Origin of the sequence: Streptomyces sp. NPDC058741, from assembly GCF_042746715.1 — a bacterium.
GTDB lineage: Bacteria > Actinomycetota > Actinomycetes > Streptomycetales > Streptomycetaceae > Streptomyces.
On sequence record NZ_JBHYQH010000049.1, the window covers coordinates 26,766 to 48,038 of the forward strand.

The following is a 21,273-nucleotide window of genomic DNA, read 5'->3' on the forward strand; positions in this document are numbered from 1 at the left end:
TGTGCGGGGGCGAAGAGGTGGAGGTATCACTGGCCCTCCGGTGCGCGGGTCCGGGTGGGGCCGCCGAAGGCCGCGTGCCGGTCGTCGGGCGGTTCGCTGCCGTCCTCCCCTCTCCCCTCACGGACCATGAACCGGTCTCGTTCCGGGCCGGGAGCCGCGGCCAACGCCTGATGGAACCGAGCGTTCTGGTCGGAGGTGTGGTTCGGGACGATGTCGCCGTCGGCGAAGCTGCGGATGTAGACGTGGTAGATGACCGCGGAGCGCCACCAGGAGTCGTCTGGGCTGCTCACGTGGGTGGGTTCCCTGCTGTGCGTGGGGGAGAGAGGTGGCCGCGGCTCGGCGGCTGTCGTCGCGGCGAGGTCGGGGACGTAAGACGGCCCGCGTCAGCCCTTGACGGCTCCGCTGGTGAGGCCGCGGACGAAGTACCGCTGGAGGCTTAGGAAGACCAGGATCGGGACGAGCATGGAGAACAGGCCGCCGGCGGTGACGAGTTCCCAGCCGGTGCCCTGCTGTCCGAGCAGACTGTTGGTGGCTACGGTGACGGGCTGCTTGTCACCGGGGCCGACGAAGATCAGGGCGACGAGGAGGTCGTTCCACACCCAGAGGAACTGGAAGATCGCGAAAGATGCCAGTGCGGGCGCCGACATGGGCAGGATGAGGCGGTAGAAGGTCTGGAAGTGGCTGGCCCCGTCGATCTTGGCGGACTCGATGACGTCCTTGGGCAGGGTGGCCATGTAGTTGCGCAGGAGGTAGATGGCCATCGACATGCCGAAACCGATGTGCGCGAGCCAGGCGCCGGGGAAGGTGCCGTTGAGGTGCACGGAGGCGTAGAGCTTGATGATGGGGACGAAGGCGACGTAGTTCGGCATCACGAGCAGCGCGACGATGACGATGAAGAGGCTGTCGCGTCCCTTGAAGGTCATGAAGGTGAAGGCGTAGGCGGCGAACGCGGCGACGAGGAGGGGCAGGAAGACCGCCGGGAGGGTGATGGCCACGCTGTTGAGGAAGGCGGTGCCGAGGTCGGCCTGCTCGATGGCCCGGGAGTAGTTGCCCAGGGTCAGGTCGGTGAAGCCGCCGGGGTGGGCGAACAGAGTCCACCAGCCGCTGGAGTTCGCGTCGTCGACGCTGCGGAAGGAGGTGAGGACCACACCGAGGGCGGGCACGATCCACAGGGCGCAGACGAACAGCACGCTCAGTCTGACCGGCAGCGGGCCGCGCCGGCCGGGCCTACCCGAAGGCACCCGGGATCCCCTGCTGAACGGGAGCGTGCCGCGCGCTGAGGCCGGGATGATCTTGCTGGTCGTGTGGGTGGTCATGCCGACTCCTCCGCCCTGAACTGGCGAATCTGGTAGATCATGATCGGCACGATGGCGACGAGCAGCATGACGACGACCGCCGACGCGTAGCCGTAGTTGTAGTTCGTGTACAGCTGGTTGAAGAACTCCAGGCCGACGACGTTGGTGTTGAAGGAGCCGTTGGTCATCACGTAGATCACGTCGAAGACCTTCATGACACCGATGAGGACGGTGACGAAGACCGTGATGAGCGTTCCCTTGATCTGCGGGATGATGATCCGCCAGAAGATCCGCATCTCCTTCGCGCCGTCCAGCCGGGCAGCCTCCAGGGTGTCGGCGGGCACTCCCTTGATGGCCGCGGACAGCAGCACCATGGAGAACCCGGCCTGACCCCAGAGCAGCATGACCATGAGCAGCAGGCTGTTGGCGTGCAGGGTGCTCTGCTGCAGCCAGGGGACCGGGTCGCGGCCGAAGGCGGTGACGATGCCGTTGAGCAGGCCCGTCTGCGGTGTGCCGGGGGGCTGGGTGGCGTACATGAAGCGCCACACGGTGGCCGAGCCGACGGCGCTGATGGCCATGGGCATGAAGATGATGGTCTTGGCCGCTTTCTCCGCTCTGGAGGTGAGGCGGTCGGCGAGCGCGGCGACGAGCAGACCCACGACGATGCAGGCGGCGGGGACGAGGGCGATCCACAGCAGCGAGTTGAGCAGGGTCTGGCGGAAGGCGGGGGTCTTGAGCAACTGGACGAAGTTGTCGAAGCCGACGAACCGGGTGCCGTCGCTGTTCCTGAGGCTGTCGACGATGGTGACGGCCGTGGGATAGACCAGGTAGACCCCGATGGCCGCGACGGCAGGCGCAATGTAGAGGTACGGCTTGATCCGGTCCTCCCAGCGGCCCGGCAGGGCTTCGGCGAGCTTGTTGAGCACCCAGTAGACGGCCAGTGCGGCGGCTACGCCCGCCAGCACCGTGAGCGCCGTCGAGAGTACTTGGCTGACCACGACTGTTCCCTTCCTCGAACGCTGGTGGTGCGGGTTGTGTCCGGCGCCGGCCGGGACGCAGGCAGGTGCCCCGTCCCGGCTGTTGTGCCGCGTGTGGTCAGCTGTCGGGCCAGCTTGCGTCGATGTTCTTCAGTGTGGTGTCCAGTGACTGCTCGCCCGCGACCCAGGCGGTGGTGTCCTTCCAGAAGGTGCCGGTGCCGACGGCGGTCGGCATGGCGTCGGAGCCGTCGAAGGCGAAGCCGGTGGAGTCATAGGCGATCTTGGCGATCGACTGGGTGGTCTTCAGCGGGTAGGCGCTGAGCGGGAAGTCCTTGTGCGGGGAGATGAAGGACGAGCCGTTGCCCGCCGCGGTGGTGCCGAGATCGGTGGCCGCGAGCAGCTTCATGACCTTGCGGGCGGCCGGACTGTCCTTGTAGAGGGAGGCGATGTCACCGCCGCCCTCGACGGGGTTGTCGCCGCCCGCGGCGACCGGGGGCAGGCCGAAGACGCCGACCTCGCTGTCCAGGTTCTTCTGGACGTTCTTGGGGAAGAAGCCGGTGATGAAGCTGCCCTGCTGGTACATGTAGCAGCCCGGCTTGCTGTTGAACATCGCATTGCCCGCGGTCCCGAAGGCGTTGCTGGCGATCGACTTGCGGCCGCCCAGGACGTTGCCCTCGGTGAAGGCGATCTTCTCGAACTCGGCCGCGGCCTGGCGGACCAGGGGCGAGTCGAACTTGATCTTGTGGGAGATCCACTCGTTGTACTTGTCGATGCCGCCGTACTTCAGGACCAGGTTCTCGAACCAGTCCGTGACCGGCCAGCCGGTCGCCGTGCCGGACTCGATGCCCAGACACCAGGGCGTCTTGCCGTCGGCCTTGATCTTCGCGGTGAGGGCGTTGAGTTCGTCGATGGTCTTCGGTGCGGTGTAGCCGGCGGACTCGAACGCCTTCCTCGGGTAGAAGACCAGGCCCTTGACGTTCATGCTGACCATCACGCCATAGGTCTTGCCGTCGACCTTGGCGACGTCCATGGTGCCGGCCGTCATGCTCTTCTCCAGTGCCGGGACGTCGAGGACGTCGTCCAGCGGGGTGACCTTGCCTTTGGCCGCGAGGTCCTTGATGATGCCGGGCTGCGGCATGAGCGCGATGTCGGGGGCGTCGTTCGCCTGCACCTTCTGCACCAGCAGCTGGCTGATGTTGTCGACCCTGCGCCACTGGACGGTGATGCCCTGCGCCTCGGCCTCGGGGGCGAGCTTGGCCTTGAGGCCGTCGATGATGGGCTGGTCCACGCTCGTCCAGACCGTGACGGTCTTCGTGCCGCCCGCGCTGCCGCCGGAACCGGACGAGCAGCCGGTGGCCAGCAGCGAGAGGGCGCCGAGCGCATTCACGCCGAGCATCAGCTTCCGTGTGGGCATGTGTTCCTCCTTGGGCGGCGAGCCGGCGTCGGAGTCGACGTCTCTGCCTGAGGTGATCCCGCCTGCCTGAGCGGTCCTTGCGTCGGGCCACCATGACGCGTTACTAATTCCGGTTAGTGGCCGCAAGCTAGTCCGCGCCTGCTTCTCACGTCAAGAACTCGTTACGAGGGAGTTGTTCATGGAGGTCCTGGCGTCGCGGCGGGGCTGGTCGCCCTCAGGGCCCCCCGGGCTCCCCGGCCAGAGACGCCGTGGAGTCGCGCACCACCAGCGGGCAGTGGACGAGGGTACGCCCCGCCCGCACGGCCGGGCCGCCCGCGGCCAGCTGCTCGGCGGCGAGCCGGCCCATCGCGTCGTACGGCAGCCGTACGGTGCTCAGCGCCGGGTGGATCTCCGCGGCGAGCTGGAACTGGTCGTCGTAGCCCATGACCGACACGTCCTCGGGCACACGGAGGCCCGCCTCCAGCAGCGCGAGCAGTGCGCCGACGGCCATGCGGTCGTTGCCGCACATGATCGCGGTCGGCCGGCGGCTGCGCCGCAGCAGAGTGCGGGCCAGCTCGTGGCCGGAGTCGGCCTGGTAGTTGCCGGACAGCACGGCGCGGTTCTTCGGGTCCAGCCCCGCCGCACGCAGTGCACCACGGAAGCCGCGCAGCCTGGCCTTCGTGGCCCAGGCGCTGGGCGTGCCGGTGAGGTAGGCGATGTCACGGTGTCCGAGGTCGAGGAGCGCCTGGGTCGCCTCCCTGCCGCCGCGCTCCTCGTCCGGCAGGATCGTCGGAACCGGATCGTCCGGCGTGAAGCAGTTCAGCAGAACCGTCGGGACCCGCTCGGCGTGCTTCGGGATGACCACGGACCGGGTGCCGGCCGCCGCGAAGATCAGGGCGTCGGCCTGCCGGTCGAGCAGCTCGCCGACCAGCTGGTCCGCCTGGCGGTTCGATCCGCCGGTGTTCACCACGAGCAGCAGGTTGCCGTGCCGTACGGACGCCTCGTGCGCTCCCTTGATGGCGGAGGCCGCGAACACGCCGAAGTCCACGTCGTGGCTCACGAAGCCGATGGTCGCACTGCGCCCCTGACGCAGCACCTGCCCGGCCCGGTTGGGCCGGTAGTCGAGTTCGGCGACCGCCTGCAGGACCCGCTGGCGGGTCTCGTCGCTGATCGTCTGCCCGGCCGTCCGGTTGAGCACGAACGAGACGGTCGCGGGCGAGACACCGGCCAGGCGGGCGACGTCGGTCCGGCGTGCCCGGGCCGGCTTCGGTCGGTGATCTTCATGGGTTGACACGCCGAAAGAGTACGAGACACCCACCCGGCTGAGAACCGGTCACCGCATCGATCAGCCCGCGTGTCCCTCACCGCATTCAGACTGTGAATGAGAGGAATCTCCGGCATGCCCGCATGGCTCCACTACGCGCCCGCTAAGGGTTGGATGAACGACCCCAACGGACTGATCCACTGGAAGGGGCGGCACCACCTCTTCTACCAGTACAACCCGGACGGCACCGAGTTCACCAACCAGCACTGGGGCCACGCCAGCTCCCCGGACCTGCTCACCTGGACCGAACACGAGGTCGCGCTCGTCCCCGGCCCGGCCGGAACCGCGCCCTACGACGCGACCGCCTGTTTCTCGGGCTGCGCCGTAGAACACGACGACGGCGTCTCGATCCTGTACACGGGCGTACTCGACGACGCCCAGCTTCCCTGCCTCGCACGCGCCACCGACGACGCGCTGTCGGCATTCGTCAAGGACGGCGCCAACCCCCTCGTCCCCGCGCCGCCCGCCGCCGACATCACCGAATTCCGCGACCACAGCGTCTGGCGCGAGGGCGGCCGGTGGCGGCAGCTCGTCGCGGGCGCCCGCGGTGAACACGGGGGCTCGCTGTTCGCGCTGTCCTCGGCCGACCTGCGTGCGTGGGACTACGACGGAGTCTTCGTGGACCGGGCCGCCGCCGAGGTGCCCGGCCGGGTGTGGGAGTGCCCGGACTACTTCACCTCCCAGGACACGGGGGCCTTGCTGGTCTCGGTCATCCATGAGAACGGCGAGGAAGGGCCCGAGGTCTGGTGGATGACCGGCACCGCCACGGATGAGGGCTTTCTGGTGGACAGGACCGGCGTCGCGGATGTCGGCCACTGCTTCTACGCGCCGCAGTCGTACTGGGCTGCGGACGGTCGGCGGATCCAGTTCGGCTGGGTCCGCACCCACCAGGACCCCGCCGGGCTCGACGGCCCGGCGGTGGGGTTCATGACCCTGCCGCGCGAGGTCTCTGTGCGCGACGGGCGCCTGCACTGCGCTCCTGCCGTCGAACTGATACGGCTTCGGCGGAACGCCACGGTTGTCCCGGTGATCGGTGAGAGCGTCCTCGGCCAGGAGAGGACCGCAGGGGAACTGGTGCTCGACACCGAGGCCGCCGACCGCGTGTGGGCTGTCGCCCTGCGTTCCCCGGACGGATCGGAGATGACGGTCGATCTCGGAGCGTTCACCGGCCTGGACGGACCCCTGCGGCTGTTCTGGGACGCCGGCATCGTCGAAGTCTTCCGCGACGGCGTGGCGGGAACCTGGTCCGACCTGCGCATCACCGAGGTCACCGAACTGCGTCTAAGGGGCGACGCCGACACGGCGGCCGGCCGGGCCGAGGTCTGGGAACTCACGCGCCCGGATCGCCTGACCGGCCCGGCTGCCGGTTCCGACACCGGATGACGGCGCCAGGTGCCGGACGGACGGGGGCGCGCCGCAGAGGGGCGGTCCCTGTCCGACGGAGTTCATTCCACTGAGGGAAAGCACGTCTGTATGGTCACCGACACCATCACGGTCCTGGTCGAGTGCGTCGCTGACCCCTCCGTCGACACCGTCTCACCCGGCCCGGCGACCTCACCTGCGGGTCCTGCCCGACGGCGGACCCGCCAACACCGCCGTCGACTTCGCCCACTTCGGCACCCCCACGCGATTCCTCGTGCCGACGAGTGGAAGGGAGCCAGGCGCGACGAAGAGCGGGCCGTCCGAGTGCGCCCGTTTGACTTCGAGAGCACTCCAATTCGTAGCGTTCCCGGTATGACCACTACTCCGCAGCACAGGATCGGTTCGGAATTCGGCGCCGCGAGCACCGCCGCCGACGTCGTCAACGGCATCGACCTGACCGGGAAACTCGCGATCGTCACCGGCGGCTACTCGGGCCTCGGTCTGGAGACCACGCGCGCGCTGACCAGGGTGGGGGCCCAGGTCGTCGTCCCCGCCCGTCGCCCCTCCGCCGCCCAGGAGGCGCTCGCCGGGATGGAGAACGTCGAGGTGAGCACCCTCGACCTGAGCGACCTCGGCAGCGTCCGCGGCTTCGCCGACGGCTTCCTGGACTCCGGCCGCACCATCGACTTCGTGATCAACAATGCCGGGATCATGGCGTGCCCGGAAACGCGCGTCGGGCCGGGCTGGGAAGCCCAGTTCGCGACGAACCATCTCGGGCACTACGCCCTGGTGAACCGGCTGTGGCCAGCGATCGCACCGGGCGGCGCCCGCGTCGTCTCCGTCTCCTCCCGCGGGCACCACCTCTCGGCTATCCGCTGGGACGACGTCCACTGGCGGCGCGGCTACGACAAGTGGCAGGCCTACGGGCAGGCGAAGACGGCCAACGTGCTGTTCGCGGTCCATCTCGATCGACTGGGCCGGGACCACGGGGTACGAGCTTTCTCCCTCCACCCCGGTGGCATCCTCACACCCCTCCAGCGTCACCTCCCCAAGGAGGAGATGGTCGAACTCGGCTGGATCGACCAGGAGGGCAGGCCACTTGACCCGGCGGGGTTCAAGAGCGCCGAGCAGGGCGCGGCCACGCAGGTCTGGGCGGTCACCTCACCCCAGCTGCACGGGCTCGGCGGCGTCTACCTGGAGGACTGCGACATCGCCGAAGCCGCCGGCGCCGACAGCGGCAGGACCGGCGTCAAGTCCTGGGCCACCGACCCGGAGCAGGCGCGTCGTCTGTGGGAGCTTTCGGCGGAGCTGACGGGGGTGAACGCCTTCGCGGTCTGAGCCCCAGCCGACTGCGGCTTGCGGCCGTCGACGGGGGTGTGCGCACCGGCACCGACGTCCTGGTCGCCCTGGTCCTGGGCGCAAGGGCCGTCCTCCTGGGACGCCCGGTGGTGTGGGCCCTGGCACTCGGCGGCGCCGCGGGGGTGACCGCCCTGCTGGACTCCTACCGCGCACAGCTGTCGACCGCCATGGCCCTGGCCGGCTGCGCACGGCTGGAGGACATCGACGCGGACCTGCTTCAGGGCGGCCCCTGAGACCGCCCACGGCCAGTGCCGCAGACCTCGGGTGTGGAGAGTCCCCCCTGGGGACAAAGCGCCCGGTGGCCTGCATCTCCTGTGCGGTGTCGGAGCGAAACGACATCAGGGAGACAACGACCGCGGAGGAGAGAGTGTGACCGACACGGGCATGGGCCGGGCAGCAGCGCTGCCGAGAAGCGTGATGTCGACTGCACAGGCCGGTGATCAGCGATGACGAGATGGACGCCCCGGCGCGACGGCGGACGCCCCTCGGGCAAGCCCTGCTCCCACACCTGGACGGCCGACCCACCGCCGCTGAGCAGGACGTGCGCGTCCTGCGCGGTGCGCGGACGCGTACCGGCAGACCTGCTGCTGTGCCTCACCTGTGGCCATGTGGGCTGCAGCGACAGCTCACCGGGCGCTCACGCCACAGCCCACTTCGACTCCAGCACACACCCCGTGGCACGCGCCCTGGCACGCGACCGGCAATGGGCCTGGTGCTACGAGCACGAGGTGTATCTGGACCCGCTCGAAGAGCCGGTCCCGCGTTCCGCCCCGCGGACACCCGAGTCGGTCTGGAACTACCCGCGGCCCCCTGTCCTGCGGGAGGACGACCGTCACGTGCGGGTCGAGTGCGCGGGCCAGACGCTGGCCCAGACCCGCAGAGCCGTCCGGGTACTGGAGACCAGCCATCCCCCCGTGTTCTACATCCCTCCGCAGGACGTCCGAACGGAGCTTCTCATCCCGGCGGCCGCGGGCCGGACCTGGTGCGAATGGAAGGGATCGGCTCGCTACTGGGACGTCATCGTGGGAGACGACGTACGCGCTCGCGCCGCATGGAGCTATCCCCGTCCCAAGCCCGACTACGCGTCCCTCGCCGGCTTCTTCGCCTTCTACCCGAGCCGCATGGACCGCTGCACCGTCGACGGAGAGGAGGCCACGGCACAGGAAGGCGACTTCTACGGCGGCTGGATCACCGCGGAGGTGCAGGGCCCGTTCAAGGGCGCCCCGGGCACCCACCTGTGGTGAGAGGCGACAACGGCGAGAGCCGTCGCCGCCACGGCCTGACGCCCCGCCTCCTCGCAGCCCGAGCCCTGCGCCCGGACCTGAAGCCCAAGCGGCGGACACCTTCCAGCAGAAGGCGCCCAGCACCCGGGCCTACCTGGACGCGGGCCACAGCGGACGGGTGGACCCGGCGACCATGGCGAGCCGGCTGCGCGACGCCGGTGTCGGCGGCATCCGCGGTTTCTCGCTCAGCGTGTCCGACTTCCGTACGACCTCCGGTTCGGTGTCGTACGGCAACAAGATCAACTCGGCGCTCGGCGCTCGGCGGCGGTGGCGCGCACTTCGTGATCGACACCAGCCGAAACGGCAACCGCTCCAACGGCGCGTGCTGCAACCCGGCCGGCCGGAAGCCCGGCGTGCCCCCACCGACCGGCCGCGTGCCGACCTGCTGCAGTGGGTCAAGCAGCCGGGTGTCTTTGACGGGAAGTGCGGCCATCGCCTCCACCGTGCGCGCAGGGCAGTTCAGCCCCGATCGGGCGACGCGGCCGATCAACGGCACCTGAGCCGTGGTCGCGGGACGCGGACACCGGACGTCCGTGTCCCGCAACCGCCCTGGTTCCCGCCGGTTTACCTCATTCGTGGCTCCCCAACGGCACCTCGGCCTTCGGGTCCGGCACGACTTCCCACCTTGCCGTTCATGATCCGGGGGTGTCACACGGTCCGGGGGCATCGACGGGCCCGGTGATGAGGGGCTCTCGTTTCGCTTGACCAAGGACTTACGACTCCTGCCGAGAAGAGCCGTCCGCACCCCAGGGAACGACGGTGTGACAGTTCTCCTCGATGCCGGGCGAAGGGAGCGCGAGCCAGCCGAGACGAGGAAGACCGCTGCCGGAGCGTGGGAGACCGCGGCGGCCCCGCAGGCACCCCGGGGTCAGAGGGGTGGGAGCCGGACGGTGTCCTGCGTGCCGTCCCCCCAGTCGACTCGGACGTCGGCGGTGCCGTCGGCCTCGTGGGTCACCATCAGCCGCAACCGTGTCGCCGCGTCCTGGCCGTGGAGCTCGCCCGACAGACACACCAGCGCCCCGTACACCGCGCCCGCTTCGACCGGTGCCGACGTGGCGAGCCAGGGGGCCGCGGAGTGCCGCCCGAGCGCGTTGCCGCCCTGCGCGGACGTGACGCCCGCCCGGTCGAAGCCTCGGACACCGACGACGCTGCTCATCAGCCCGTCGGGACGGCTCACCCGGACACCGGGTGAGGGGTGGCCGTCCGTGGCGGGCGGGGTGTCCGACGCGAGGCAGTAGCCCCCCAGCCGCAGTCGCAGCGGCTCCTCGAAGGGCCCGTCGACGCGGGCGAGGCGCAGCTCCAGGGGGCCGTGCAGCACGGACGCGCTGGTGATCCAGGGGCCCAGGCGGAATTCCGGTTGGAGGTCGTGGGCGTACGGCGCGGGTACCGGCCCGAGCGGCCAGTGCGCCCGGTGACGCGAGACGGCGGTGCGCTCGTCCAGGTGCAGGCGGGTCAGCGGCCGGCGGTGGGAGGGGCGGCCCCCGGCGTCCAGCAGCGCGAGGTGGGAGTCGACGGGATCCGTGAGTGCGTCGTCGGTGCTGTCGGGGAAGGCGTGGGTGGCGTACGCCAGGCGTGCGTAGGCGGGGTCGTCCGACTCCGCCGTGGGGTGCGTGGCGTGGTCGCTGCCGTGATTGACGACCCGGACCACGCCGTCCGCCGCCGTGCCGCGCACCAGCCAGCCGGGCGCGGGCAGCCGCCGTTCGAAGTCCCCGAGCTCGCAGGGGAGTCGCTGCTCCCTCTCGGTCCACACCGGGTGCTGGGCCGGCAGTACCAGACCGGCGAAACCCTTGCTCGACCAGTACGGCGAACCCGGTCCGGAGTACGGCTGGCGCAGGGAGGGGAACTCCCCGTGCCAGCCCAGCGGCTGCAGTCCCCGCGCGTCGAAGGCGCCGGCGTCCGTGAAGTGCCGCAGCATGCCGCTGGCCAGCCGCCGGGTGCGTCCGGGGGGAAGGGGCGTGGCGTCGAAGACGGCGCCCGTCCACAACGCGCACAGTGCGGCGTAGCGGTAGGTCAGCGAACGGCCCTGCAGCAACGGCCGCCCGCCGTCACCCACCAGGTACTGGACGTCGTCGAGGTAGCGGCGCAGCCGGTCGCGGTAGCGGGACAGCAGCCCCGGTGCTGCCGCGGGGCCGGAGATCCGGCAGTACCACAGCGGGTAGTACTGCATGGCCCAGCCGGAATAGTGGTCGAAGTGGCGCAGGCCCAACCCTTCGCGCCCGCCGCCGTCGGCATACCAGCCGTCCCCCGCGTACCACTCCTCGGTCCGGGCCACCGCGTGCTCGATGTCCGCCGGGCACCACGGGGCGCCGACCGACCGGAGGAAGGCGGAGGTGACGGCGCGGAACCACACCCAGTTGTTGTCCGGGACCTCGGTACCGTGCATGTCGGTCATCCACTCGACGATCCGCTGCCGTGCCGGGTCGTCGAGCCGGTCCCAGATCCACGGCCGTGTCTCGTGCAGCGCGATGGCGACGGAGGCGCACTCGACCTTCGCCTGACCGCACTCGGTCAGGCGCGGCCAGCGCTCGGGGGAGCGCGGGTCGGTGCCCGCGACCAGGCCTTTGGCATACCACTCGGCGTGTCCCGCCGGGTCGGTGTCGCCGGAGCGCGCGAGGCGGAAACCGGCCAGCAGGAAAGTGCGGGCGAACCCTTCCAGACCGTCGCTGTGCCTGCCCTGGCGGCTGGCGGGGCCCGGCAGTCCGATCAGGGCGTGCCGCTCGGTGGCGTGGGCACGTACGGCGGTGAGCTGTCTGTCGGCCAGGGTCTCCCAGTGCGCGCGCGTCCATCCCGTGTACGGCGACAGCAGTCGGTCCTCGGGTGTCACCGTGCGGTCTCCTTCACCTTGAGGGCTTTTCCGGTCCCGTTCAGCGCGGCCGGTGGCGCGACGGAGTCGCGCACGACGATGTGCGAGCCGAGGACGACGTGGCGCCGCGGAGGGTCGGTGGCCCGCCGGTGCAGAGCGAGGCGGGTCGCGGAGCGGCCCAGTTCCTGCTGCGGCACGTGCACGGTGGTCAGCGTCGGGTAGAGGTCCTCGGCCAGCGGGATGTCGTCGAAGCCCACGACGGAGAGGTCGTCCGGCACCGAGCGGCCCAGATCGCGGGCGGCGGCGATGGCACCGGCCGCGCTCAGGTCGTTGGCGCAGAAGACGGCCGTGGCGTCGGTGTCGGTGAGCAGGTGCCGGGCGGCTTCGTAGCCGGACTCGCGGGTCATGTCGCTCTCGGCCACCAGGGCCGGGTCGGGCGTGATCCCGTACGCGTCCAGAGCCCTCCGGTAGCCCGCCAGGCGCTGGCCGGCGATGCTGAACTCGTGGGGGCCGGCCAGGTGCGCCACGCGGGTGTGCCCCGCGGACAGCAGATGACTGGTGGCGGCGAAGGCGCCGTTCTCCATGTCGCACTCCACCACGTCGAGCGGCGCCTGCGGGCCGTTCCACGGCCGGCCGCAGAGCACCAGACGCGACCCGGCACGCTCCATCCGCTGGGCCGCGGCGGCCAGCTCGGCCAGATGCTCCTGGTCCTCCGCCATGCCGCCGACGAGGAGCACCGCGTCCACGCCGCGCTGACGCATCAGGTTGATCATCGACAGTTCCCGCCCGGGCACGCCCTGGGTCGAGGAGACCAGGCAGACCCGCCCGTCGGCGACCGCCTGTTCCTCGACTCCGGAGGCGATGTTCATGAAGAACGGGGACGTGATGTCGTTGACGATCATCGCCACCAGCCCGGAAGGGGTACTGAGTGAACGGGCGCTGGAGTTGACGACGTAGTCCAGGTCATGGACGGCCTGCATGACCCGCTCGTGCGTCTCCGGTGGTGCGGTGTAGGAGCCGCTGAGAATGCGCGAGACCGTTGCGACGGACACGCTCGCGCGCTCGGCCACGTCGCGAATGGTCGCGCGGCCTCCGGAGTTGCGGCCACGAGCCATGGGCTCGCCTCCCTGTCTATGACGGCGGAACGGTCCTGGGTGAAAGACGGCGGAACAGTCCTCAAGAACCGTTGAATGTAAACGTTACACACCGCGTTCCATCGATTCCAGAGGTGCGGGCGCCTTACTGCCAATGGCTTCGGATGCGACCATCCCGGTCGGCACCCGGCCGGACGAAAGGTCTCGCGCACCCTCTTGACGGCCCTGGCGTCGACCCTTAACGTCCCCGTTACTGTAAACGGTTCAGTGAACGTTACATCTCGTGTTCTCGGTGTCCGGGAACTCCTCAGGAGCCCACCGCTCTCCACCTCGCCTGCTCCACGCCTCCCCCTGGAGCTCCTCTTCCCTACGTGGAAGGAACGTGACGATGACGAACTCCCCCCTTTCCAGGCGACACCTGCTGTACGGTGCCGCCGCGGGCGCCGGCGCCATGGTCCTGGGCGGCGGGCTGACCGCTTGCGGCTCCTCCGACTCCGGCTCCTCCTCGAACACCCTCACCTACTGGGACTGGTACGTGACACAGGCTCCGTGGGTCGACGGCGAGTTCGCGCGCTACCAGAAGACCCACCCCGGCGTCACGGTCGAGAAGAACACCCAGCAGTCCGCCAAGTACGCAGACCTCGTCGGCCTCGCCAACCGCGGTGGCGACACGCCCGACGTCTTCATGGTTCCACAGGCCCCCACCATCGCCGAACAGGTGGCCAAGGGATGGCTGCTGCCCCTCGACAAGTGGGCGACCGCACAGTGGCAGTCACGCTTTCCCGAAGGAACCTTCCTGGAGGGCGCGAACGTCTTCGGCGGAAAGGTGTACTCCGCCCCCCTGAAGGGCTCCGCTCCGCAGTACCAGCTCTACATCCACAACGGCGTCTTCAGATCCGCCGGGCTGACCAACCCGGACGGCACCGTCAAGGTGCCGAACACCTGGGACGAGGTCACCAGCGCCGCCGAGACCATCACGAAGAAGAGCGGCGGCAAGTCCTACGGCCTCGGTTTCGGCAGCGCGGACGGCTTCGGCATCCTCGCCTGGTGGCTCGACCTCTTCGTGCGGGGAGCCGGCGCACCCGGCGGTGCACAGATCGGCGCCGCCACGGGCATGGACTACCGCACCGGCAAGTGGACGTACGCCACCGACCGCGCCTACACCGACTTCCTCGAACTGCTGGTCGAATGGAAGAAACGCGGCCTCTTCCACCCCAACGCCATCAGCCTCTCGGACGAAGCGGCGCGCGCCTTCTTCGAACGGGGCAAGTTCGGAATGACCGTCGGCGGGGTCTGGAACCAGCCCGAGTGGCAGCAGCACAAGTTCAACGACTACAGCCTGGTCACCCTTCCCTCGCCCCAGGCCGAGCCGAAGGCCTACTACTACAAGGATCCGGTCGGTACGGCCGCCTTCGCCGCCGTCTCCGCCAAGACCGACAAGCCCGACCTGGCCTGGCAGTGGTTCGACGCCCTGACCGCCCCGGCCGCCGGCCGCCGCTGGGTCCAGGCACACAACGGCGTCTCCGTCTACCCCGAGAACAACAGTCCCGACGGCATCGACTACAAGCCCTTCGCAACCTTCGTGGGGATGACCCGCTCCGTGCTGCCCGGCCCGGTGCCGGTCGTCCGCAACCCGTATCTCGCCACGGTCGCACCCAGCACACCGAAGCCGGACATCGGTGACGTGGTCACCGGCATCTACACCGGCCAGATCAAGGACGTGCAGGGAGCACTCAGCAGCCTCGCGGACAAGAAACACCACATCCTCTCCGACGCCGTCGCCGCCGTCGCCAGGTCAGGCGCGAAGGTCAGCGTGTCCGACTACGCCTTCCCGGACTGGAACCCCGCACTGCCCTACACCACGAAGAAAGCGTGAGTCCCACAGCCATGTCCCTCCTCGCGGCCCGGCCCCGGCATGATCCCTCCCATACCCGCCCACTCGCGGGCCCACCCGGCCTGGGGCGACGTCTGAAGACGGCACGCTGGTCGTACCTCTACCTCGTCCCCATGCTCGTACTGCTGGCCGGCTTCGTCATCTACCCCATTCTCGCCTCGCTCGGGTACACCTTCTACCGCTGGAACGGCATCGGTCACCCGGACGAGTACGTGGGCCTCGACAACTTCCGCCGCATCCTCAAGGACGGCATCTTCTGGGGAGCCGTACGGCACACCTTCATCTACGCCTTCGTGCTCGTCCCAGTGCAACTGGTGCTCGCCCTCGCCCTCGCCCTCGTGCTCAACAACCCGAAGCTGCGCTTCGCGGTGTTCTTCCGTACCGTCTACTTCATCCCCGTCGTCACCTCGGCCGCGGTCATCGGCGTCGTCATGCAGCTGATGCTCTCCAACTTCGGTGAATCCGCGGGCAGCCTGCTCGCCAAGACCGGGATGACCAACGGCCGCATCGACTGGCTCGGCGACCCGCACACGGCGCTGGCGGTCATCATCGCCATCGGGATCTGGCACACCCTCGGCTACAACCTGGTGTACTTCCTGGCCGGCCTGCAGACCATTCCGCAGGAGCTCTACGAGGCGGCCAAGATCGACGGTGCCGGCCCCGTGCAGTGCTTTTTCCGCATCACGATCCCGATGCTGCGCCAAGTGGGCGTCATCATCGTCGTGCTGGCGTTCATCGGCAGTTTCCAGGTCTTCGACCTCGTCCAAGTCCTCACCGGCGGAGGCCCGTACTTCGCGACCGAGGTCGTCAACACGTACATCTACCATCTGGCCTTCGGCGGCGGCTCCGGCGGCGGTGCCGCGCAGCCCGACGTGGGCCTGGCCTCCGCGGCCTCGTTCCTGTACGGCCTGCTCCTCATCGTCTTCGCCACCCTGCAGGTGCTGGCCCTGAGAAGACTGGGACGGCAGCGCGCGGGCGCCACGAGGTGAAGGGACCACCATGGCTGCACTCTCTCTCCGGGCCGGCAGACGCGGCCTGCTCTACCTGGCCCTCCTGGCAGGCGGTGTCCTGTGGATCTACCCGTTCCTGTGGGCCCTCGGGGGCTCACTGAAAGGCACCGACGACTTCTTCTCCGGCGGTCTCAACCCGCTGCCCGCACAGGTCCACTGGTCCAACTACCGCGATGCGTGGACAGGAGCGGAATTCAGCACGTTCTTCCTCAACACGGTCTTCTTCGCGACTGCCACCGTCATCGTGACCCTGCTCGCCACGTCCATGGCCGGCTATGTGCTCGCCCGCACCGAATTCCCGGGCAAGAAGGCGCTGATGGCCCTGATCGGCATCACCCTCTTCCTGCCCCACGGCTACACGATCATCCCCGTCTTCGACCTCCTGCAGAACCTCCATCTGCTCAACACCCTCTGGGCGATGGTCATCGTGCAGTCGGCCGGGGGCATGGTGTACGGCACCTTCCTCTTCATGGGATACTTCACCACCATCGACCGCGGGCTGGAGGATGCGGCACGGGTGGACGGCGCCAGCTTCCACCAGGTCTTCTGGCGCATCATGCTCCCGCTGTCGGGCCCCATGCTGGCGACCGTGGGCCTGTTCACCTGCATCAACGCATGGAATAGCTTCTTCGTCCCGCTCGTCCTCACCCTGTCCAGGCCCGACCTGCACACCCTGTCGGTGGGCATGTTCTCCTTCCTCGGAGAGAACACCACCGCATGGACCCTCGTGTGCGCGGGCTCGGTCATCACCATGCTGCCCATCATGGTCGTCTTCGTCGCACTGCAACGCTTCTTCATCAACGGCCTGGCCGGCGCGGTGAAGGCGTGAGCACCGCATCCACGGCGGTCAGCGCCGCCGCCGCGTCCCGAGCACGTCGATCACTCCACGACGCGGCCATGGAGAACGCAGACCCCAGCCGCACCCGGCCGACGGCCACACCGACCCCAGCGCACAAGGAGCACAGCGCTTGTCCACCGCCCTGCGCGCCGTCCTGGCGCTCGACACGGAACACGTCGATGCCGTATTCCCACCCTCGACCATGACCCGACTCCGCAACAGCGTCACGCTGAGCGGACCCGTGCGCCGACTCGAGGAGGTCGACGTCAGCGACACCAACGTTCTGATCACCAGCTGGGGCGGCCCCCGGATCGACGCAACCCTGCTCGCCCGCGCGCCCCGCCTCCGGGCGGTCATCCACGCGGCGGGCTCGGTCAAGGCGTTCGTCACGCGGGACGTCTTCGAACGCGGGATCGTCGTTTCCTCCGCGGCCCAGGCCAACGCCGCCCCGGTCGCCGAGTACACCACCGCCGTCACCGTCCTCGCGGCGAAGGGCGTACTGCCGTTCGCCCGTCTGGACACCCTGCGCGGCCGCGATCTGACCGCACCCGACGGCATCGGCCTTCGCGGACGCAAGGTAGGTGTCGTCGGAGCCTCCCGGATCGGCAGGCTCGTCATCGGCGCACTCCACGCCCTCGGCGCGCGCGTACTGCTCGCCGACCCGTACGCCGACGCCGAGACCGCGCGCGGACTCGGCGTGGAACTCGTCGGCCTGGACACACTCTGCCGACGGTCGGACATCGTGACCATCCACGCGCCCGAACTTCCGTCGACCCACCATATGTTCGACCGCAGGCAGTTGAACCTGCTCCCCCCGGAAGCCGTCCTCATCAACACGGCCCGGGGCTCTCTCGTGGACCACGACGCCCTCGCCGACGTGTGCGCGACCGGCTCGCTCAGCGCCGTTCTGGACGTCACGGACCCCGAACCGCTGCCGGCCGACCACCCCCTGCGCTCGCTGCCCAACGTTCTGCTGACCCCGCACCTCGCCGGCGCATGCGGACGTGAACGCCGGCTTCTGGGCGAGTTCGCGGCCGACGAGACCGAACGGCTCGTCGCCGGTCTGCCACTCCTCGGCACAGTGCGGTTCGAGGACCTCGCCCACTCGGCATGACACGGAAGCCGTGCCGGGTCGCGTGAATCCTGCGAGGCGTGTCGGACTGCGCCGCCGCTACCGGCGCATCGCGAGCACTCTCCGGGGCCAGGCACCGGCGGCGACCGCCCAACACGATCGTCGCACCGTCCGTTTGCTCGACTCGCTCACCAGCAGGGAGCGAGAGGTCCTGGTGCTCGCCGCCCAGCGTCTGACGAACGACGAGATCGCCCAGGAACTGTTCGTCGGCCGCGAGACGTCAAGACCCACATGTCCGCGACTCTGGCGAAACTCGCCGAGAACCACCCCCTCGCACGACGTGCCGCGCGAGGTTCCTCCTTCGTCGACCACGGCCACCTTGCCGTAAGCCGGTCCACGGTGGCGTCGCATGGCCTTCAGCGGCTCGGCGAGCCGGGCCATGACCGCAGCAGCGCCTGGATCCCGCGCGAGTAACTCCTCCAGGCTCTCACCCGGAAGGTCGAACTCGCCGCACACCCAGCTCTGGCATCAAGCAGTGCCTTGCGGGCCTGCGATCACGGCATCGAGCCCGGCGCTCCGTACCCCTTCTGCCGGCCAACTGACGGACGATCCGGCGATGCGCTGGGCTCTGGTTCCTGCATCCAGCAGCAGTCCACGCATCCCGGAGCGAAGACCTCGTGCGGTCATGACTTGCTGCGGCCACAGCTGCATCCACTTCAGCACAAGTGCCAGAACTCATCCTTGTCATGGGCCACACGCACCACCGCAATCAGGAGTGAACTGCTATGACACGTAAGATTCTTGCCGCTGCCTCTACTGTTGCCGCTTTGGCGATCGCAGCTCCCACCGCTTCAGCCGCTCCCCACGAGGTGCACCTCAAGAGCGGTCGCACCGCGGTGACGGTGGCTCCGGCGATCGCCAAGGCGCTGCTGTCCAACGGCATCGCCCCCATTGTCACCCGTCCGGGCAAGCCCAGCCTCACCACCGTCAGCGGTCAGCCCACCCTGAAGGCCACCTACCCGGTCACCGGCGGCTCCCTGACCACCAGCCCCCTCGGCGGAAACATCAAGCACAAAGGCGGCCTGAAGTTCACCAACGTCTTCAACGGTCGCTCACTCGAGGTGAAGAACTTCACCATCGACCTCACCAAGGGCCAGCTGACCGGCAACGTCGCCGGCACCACGACCCGCGTTCCCGTCTTCAAGCTCGACCTGTCCACCGCCCGCGTCAAGGTCAACAAGCACAGCGCCGACGCCACCAACGTCACGCTCAAGCTCACCCCCGAAGCAGCCGGGGCCCTCAACTCCACCCTCAAGACCAAGGTTTTCGCCACCGGCCTGGTCGTCGGAACCGCCGACACCCATCCCCGCTTCTGATCCCCGTCACGTAGCGCGAGGCGGCGCCCCCAACTCGGAGGCACCGCCCGCGTCACCGGCGACATGAGCAGGCCAGCACGTTGCGAAGGTAGCCTTCGCCGATGCGGACCACCTCATGCGGACGGTCAGGCGCGGCTTACGGAGAATCCAGTACCGGCGACAGCACGATGGTCAGCTGGGGCAGCGACAACACAGCACGGGTGTGGAACATCGAGCGACAGCGGACCTGATGCGGTCACTGTGCAGAGGGGCCAGGGGCGCCTTCACCGCCAACCGGTGGCGTGACGACGTGCCAGCGGACCCCGTGACATAACCCCGCGCCGGACAGACCGACGATGCCCAGCCACCAGCTCACATCGAAACCCACCGAGTCGACGCCCTCACCGGCCAGGTCTACGACGCCGGCTGGGCGCCCATCACGACGTCAGTCGTCGAAGCGGTGCGGTTGAGCCGGGCGACGAAGACGTCGCGAAGTCTTGGCCATACACTCGGGGCAAACTTGCACGCGTTTCGTACGCTGTACGTACGCTTCACCCCGCCGGGCGGCCAGCCGCTGCGCTTGGGCAGCGGGTCTGTACGGTCTTCGGTGTAACTCCCGATCATGGAAGTAGCACCTGATGAGCGACGTGACTGTCTCTGCTGAGGCGGTTGAAGAGGTCCGGCCGGCCGAGTTGCCGACGGACCTGCTGGATGACCAGTTGATCGGGCAGCTGGTCGACCGAGCCCGCGCGAGCGGCCTGCAGCTGACTGGTGAGGGCGGGCTGCTGCAGCAGCTGACCAAGCGCGTGCTGGAGTCCGCCCTGGAAGGCGAGATCACCGATCACGTCGGCTACGACAAGCACGACGCGGCCGGCAGGAACAGCGGCAACAGCCGTAACGGCACCCGGGCCAAGACTGTGCTGACCGACGTCGGCCCGGTCGAGGTGAAGGTGCCCCGCGACACCGCCGGCACCTTCGAACCGCAGATCGTCAAGAAGCGGCAGCGTCGACTGACCGGCGTGGACGAGATGGTGCTGTCCCTGTCCGCGAAGGGCCTCACGCACGGGGAGATATCGGCTCATCTGGCCGAGGTGTACGGGGCGGAGGTGTCCAAGCAGACCATCACCACGATCACGGACAAGGTGATGGAGGGCATGGCGGAATGGCAGGCCCGCCCGCTGGACCGCGTTTACCCGGTTGTCTTCGTGGACGCCATCAACGTCAAGATTCGCGATGGCAAGGTCGCCAACCGGCCCATCTACGTTGCGATGGCCGTCACGGTCGATGGCACCCGGGACATTCTCGGGATCTGGGCCGGTGACGGTGGTGAGGGCGCCAAGCACTGGCTGCAGGTCTTCACCGAGCTGAAGAATCGCGGAATTGAAGATGTCCTGATGCTCGTCTGCGACGGGCTGAAGGGTCTGCCGGACGCGGTCGAGACGGTCTGGCCCCGCACTGTCGTCCAAACGTGCATCGTTCACTTGATTCGCAACAGCATCCGGTACTGTGCCCGCCAGGACTGGGACAACGTCGCCAAGGATCTCAAGCCCGTCTACACCGCTCCCAGCGAGGCCGCCGCGACCGAACGCTTCTTGGAGTTCTCCGAGAAGTGGGGCACCAAGTATCCGGCCGTGATCAAGCTGTGGTCCGACGCCTGGGCCGAGATGGTGCCCTTCTTGTCCTTCGACGTCGAAATCCGCAAGGTCATCTGCAGCACGAAAGCGATTGAGAGTGTGAACGCCCGGATCCGCAAGGCGGTTCGGGCCCGCGGCCACTTCCCCACAGAGGCCGCCGCGTTGAAGTGCGTCTACATGGCGCTGATGAGCCTGGACCCGACGGGCAAGGGCCGGCGCCGCTGGACGATGCGCTGGAAGGCACCCCTGAACGCCTTCCAGATCGCCTTCGATGGCCGCCTGACCCCCACCAACCAGCGATAACTCAACAACCAAGATCAGCCGTTAAGTTGACACACCCGTTGAGCGGGCGACGAAGACGTCGCGAAGTCTTGGCCATACACTCGGGGCAAACTTGCACGCGTTTCGTACGCTGTACGTACGCTTCACCCCGCCGGGCGGCCAGCCGCTGCGCTTGGGCAGCCAAGCTCGGCATCCCGTCATGTCCATCGCATGCCGATGGTGGAGAGTTGCTCGATCCGCTGTGGGGACAGCGTTGCGGTCCGGCTGCGTTGGTTGTTGATCCATGCCCCGAGCCGGA

General features: G+C 68.8%; 19 protein-coding genes. 11 read left to right on the forward strand and 8 right to left on the reverse strand.

The genetic code is table 11. The features are described from left to right. Window positions 1–26: 26 nt before the first annotated feature. The 5 genes from ACFW6P_RS28140 to ACFW6P_RS28160 all read right to left on the reverse strand — a co-directional run bounded on the left by ACFW6P_RS28140 (window position 27) and on the right by ACFW6P_RS28160 (window position 4,959). Window positions 27–290 carry a hypothetical protein gene (locus ACFW6P_RS28140; protein WP_386425267.1) on the reverse strand — a complete coding sequence of 88 codons (264 nt, stop codon included), beginning with the start codon at window positions 288–290 and terminating at the stop codon, window positions 27–29. Between the two features lie 93 nt (window positions 291–383). Continuing rightward, window positions 384–1,316, reverse strand: a complete 933-nt coding sequence (locus ACFW6P_RS28145; RefSeq protein ID WP_386359516.1) for a carbohydrate ABC transporter permease — start codon at window positions 1,314–1,316, stop codon at window positions 384–386. Beyond that, window positions 1,313–2,293: a carbohydrate ABC transporter permease gene (locus ACFW6P_RS28150; RefSeq protein WP_386359517.1), complete on the reverse strand. Its 981-nt coding sequence runs from the start codon at window positions 2,291–2,293 to the stop codon at window positions 1,313–1,315. Before ACFW6P_RS28150 ends, ACFW6P_RS28145 begins: the two co-directional genes overlap by 4 nt. A 97-nt stretch (window positions 2,294–2,390) precedes the next feature. Then, window positions 2,391–3,686, reverse strand: coding sequence for an ABC transporter substrate-binding protein (locus ACFW6P_RS28155; protein WP_386359518.1), 1,296 nt, complete (start codon window positions 3,684–3,686; stop codon window positions 2,391–2,393). Window positions 3,687–3,900: 214 nt separating this feature from the next. After that, a complete protein-coding gene (locus tag ACFW6P_RS28160) occupies window positions 3,901–4,959 on the reverse strand; it encodes a LacI family DNA-binding transcriptional regulator (protein WP_386359519.1) in 1,059 nt (352 codons plus the stop codon). A gap of 105 nt (window positions 4,960–5,064) precedes the next feature. Here ACFW6P_RS28160 and ACFW6P_RS28165 point away from each other — a divergent pair, with 105 nt between their 5' ends. The 4 genes from ACFW6P_RS28165 to ACFW6P_RS28180 all read left to right on the forward strand — a co-directional run bounded on the left by ACFW6P_RS28165 (window position 5,065) and on the right by ACFW6P_RS28180 (window position 8,954). Further along, window positions 5,065–6,372 carry a glycoside hydrolase family 32 protein gene (locus tag ACFW6P_RS28165; RefSeq protein WP_386425270.1) on the forward strand — a complete coding sequence of 436 codons (1,308 nt, stop codon included), beginning with the start codon at window positions 5,065–5,067 and terminating at the stop codon, window positions 6,370–6,372. A gap of 351 nt (window positions 6,373–6,723) precedes the next feature. Beyond that, on the forward strand, window positions 6,724–7,689 hold the full coding sequence (locus tag ACFW6P_RS28170; RefSeq protein ID WP_386359521.1) for an SDR family NAD(P)-dependent oxidoreductase: 966 nt from the start codon (window positions 6,724–6,726) through the stop codon (window positions 7,687–7,689). A 38-nt stretch (window positions 7,690–7,727) separates the two neighbouring features. Next, complete coding sequence (locus ACFW6P_RS28175; RefSeq protein WP_386359522.1) at window positions 7,728–7,943, forward strand: alpha-hydroxy-acid oxidizing protein; 216 nt, start codon at window positions 7,728–7,730, stop codon at window positions 7,941–7,943. Between the two features lie 213 nt (window positions 7,944–8,156). Beyond that, window positions 8,157–8,954, forward strand: a complete 798-nt coding sequence (locus ACFW6P_RS28180) for a DUF427 domain-containing protein (RefSeq protein WP_386359523.1) — start codon at window positions 8,157–8,159, stop codon at window positions 8,952–8,954. Window positions 8,955–9,861: 907 nt separating this feature from the next. On the opposite strand, the gene ACFW6P_RS28185 is transcribed toward ACFW6P_RS28180, so the two are convergent. Then, window positions 9,862–11,817, reverse strand: a complete 1,956-nt coding sequence (locus ACFW6P_RS28185; RefSeq protein WP_386359524.1) for a DUF2264 domain-containing protein — start codon at window positions 11,815–11,817, stop codon at window positions 9,862–9,864. Then, window positions 11,814–12,866 carry a LacI family DNA-binding transcriptional regulator gene (locus ACFW6P_RS28190; protein ID WP_386359525.1) on the reverse strand — a complete coding sequence of 351 codons (1,053 nt, stop codon included), beginning with the start codon at window positions 12,864–12,866 and terminating at the stop codon, window positions 11,814–11,816. Before ACFW6P_RS28190 ends, ACFW6P_RS28185 begins: the two co-directional genes overlap by 4 nt. Before the next feature lie 412 nt (window positions 12,867–13,278). On the opposite strand from ACFW6P_RS28190, the gene ACFW6P_RS28195 reads away from it, so the two are divergent. The 7 genes from ACFW6P_RS28195 to ACFW6P_RS28225 all read left to right on the forward strand — a co-directional run bounded on the left by ACFW6P_RS28195 (window position 13,279) and on the right by ACFW6P_RS28225 (window position 20,996). After that, complete coding sequence (locus tag ACFW6P_RS28195) at window positions 13,279–14,766, forward strand: ABC transporter substrate-binding protein (protein ID WP_386425273.1); 1,488 nt, start codon at window positions 13,279–13,281, stop codon at window positions 14,764–14,766. Beyond that, window positions 14,763–15,773: a carbohydrate ABC transporter permease gene (locus tag ACFW6P_RS28200; protein WP_386425276.1), complete on the forward strand. Its 1,011-nt coding sequence runs from the start codon at window positions 14,763–14,765 to the stop codon at window positions 15,771–15,773. The genes ACFW6P_RS28195 and ACFW6P_RS28200 overlap by 4 nt, the downstream gene beginning before the upstream one ends. A 10-nt stretch (window positions 15,774–15,783) precedes the next feature. Continuing rightward, on the forward strand, window positions 15,784–16,623 hold the full coding sequence (locus ACFW6P_RS28205; RefSeq protein WP_386425279.1) for a carbohydrate ABC transporter permease: 840 nt from the start codon (window positions 15,784–15,786) through the stop codon (window positions 16,621–16,623). Between the two features lie 139 nt (window positions 16,624–16,762). Further along, window positions 16,763–17,746, forward strand: a complete 984-nt coding sequence (locus ACFW6P_RS28210) for a hydroxyacid dehydrogenase (RefSeq protein ID WP_386425281.1) — start codon at window positions 16,763–16,765, stop codon at window positions 17,744–17,746. A 22-nt stretch (window positions 17,747–17,768) separates the two neighbouring features. Then, window positions 17,769–18,092: a LuxR C-terminal-related transcriptional regulator gene (locus ACFW6P_RS28215; protein ID WP_386359530.1), complete on the forward strand. Its 324-nt coding sequence runs from the start codon at window positions 17,769–17,771 to the stop codon at window positions 18,090–18,092. 439 nt (window positions 18,093–18,531) lie between these two features. Continuing rightward, window positions 18,532–19,080, forward strand: coding sequence for a hypothetical protein (locus tag ACFW6P_RS28220; RefSeq protein WP_386359531.1), 549 nt, complete (start codon window positions 18,532–18,534; stop codon window positions 19,078–19,080). 626 nt (window positions 19,081–19,706) lie between these two features. Next, window positions 19,707–20,996 (forward strand): IS256 family transposase, encoded by a 1,290-nt coding sequence (locus ACFW6P_RS28225; RefSeq protein ID WP_386425286.1) that lies wholly within the window; start codon window positions 19,707–19,709, stop codon window positions 20,994–20,996. A gap of 176 nt (window positions 20,997–21,172) precedes the next feature. On the opposite strand, the gene ACFW6P_RS28230 is transcribed toward ACFW6P_RS28225, so the two are convergent. Further along, a partial coding sequence (locus ACFW6P_RS28230; RefSeq protein WP_386425288.1) for a helicase associated domain-containing protein occupies window positions 21,173–21,273 on the reverse strand: 101 nt, incomplete at its 5' end.

What these genes read in the sequence shown, in the direction of transcription:
- ACFW6P_RS28145 (WP_386359516.1), bottom strand. Translation starts at nt 1,316, where the DNA reads ATGACCACCCACACGACCAGCAAGATCATCCCGGCCTCAGCGCGCGGC.
- ACFW6P_RS28155 (WP_386359518.1), bottom strand. Translation starts at nt 3,686, where the DNA reads ATGCCCACACGGAAGCTGATGCTCGGCGTGAATGCGCTCGGCGCCCTC.
- ACFW6P_RS28165 (WP_386425270.1), top strand. Translation starts at nt 5,065, where the DNA reads ATGCCCGCATGGCTCCACTACGCGCCCGCTAAGGGTTGGATGAACGAC.
- ACFW6P_RS28170 (WP_386359521.1), top strand. Translation starts at nt 6,724, where the DNA reads ATGACCACTACTCCGCAGCACAGGATCGGTTCGGAATTCGGCGCCGCG.
- ACFW6P_RS28180 (WP_386359523.1), top strand. Translation starts at nt 8,157, where the DNA reads ATGACGAGATGGACGCCCCGGCGCGACGGCGGACGCCCCTCGGGCAAG.
- ACFW6P_RS28195 (WP_386425273.1), top strand. Translation starts at nt 13,279, where the DNA reads ATGACGAACTCCCCCCTTTCCAGGCGACACCTGCTGTACGGTGCCGCC.
- ACFW6P_RS28205 (WP_386425279.1), top strand. Translation starts at nt 15,784, where the DNA reads ATGGCTGCACTCTCTCTCCGGGCCGGCAGACGCGGCCTGCTCTACCTG.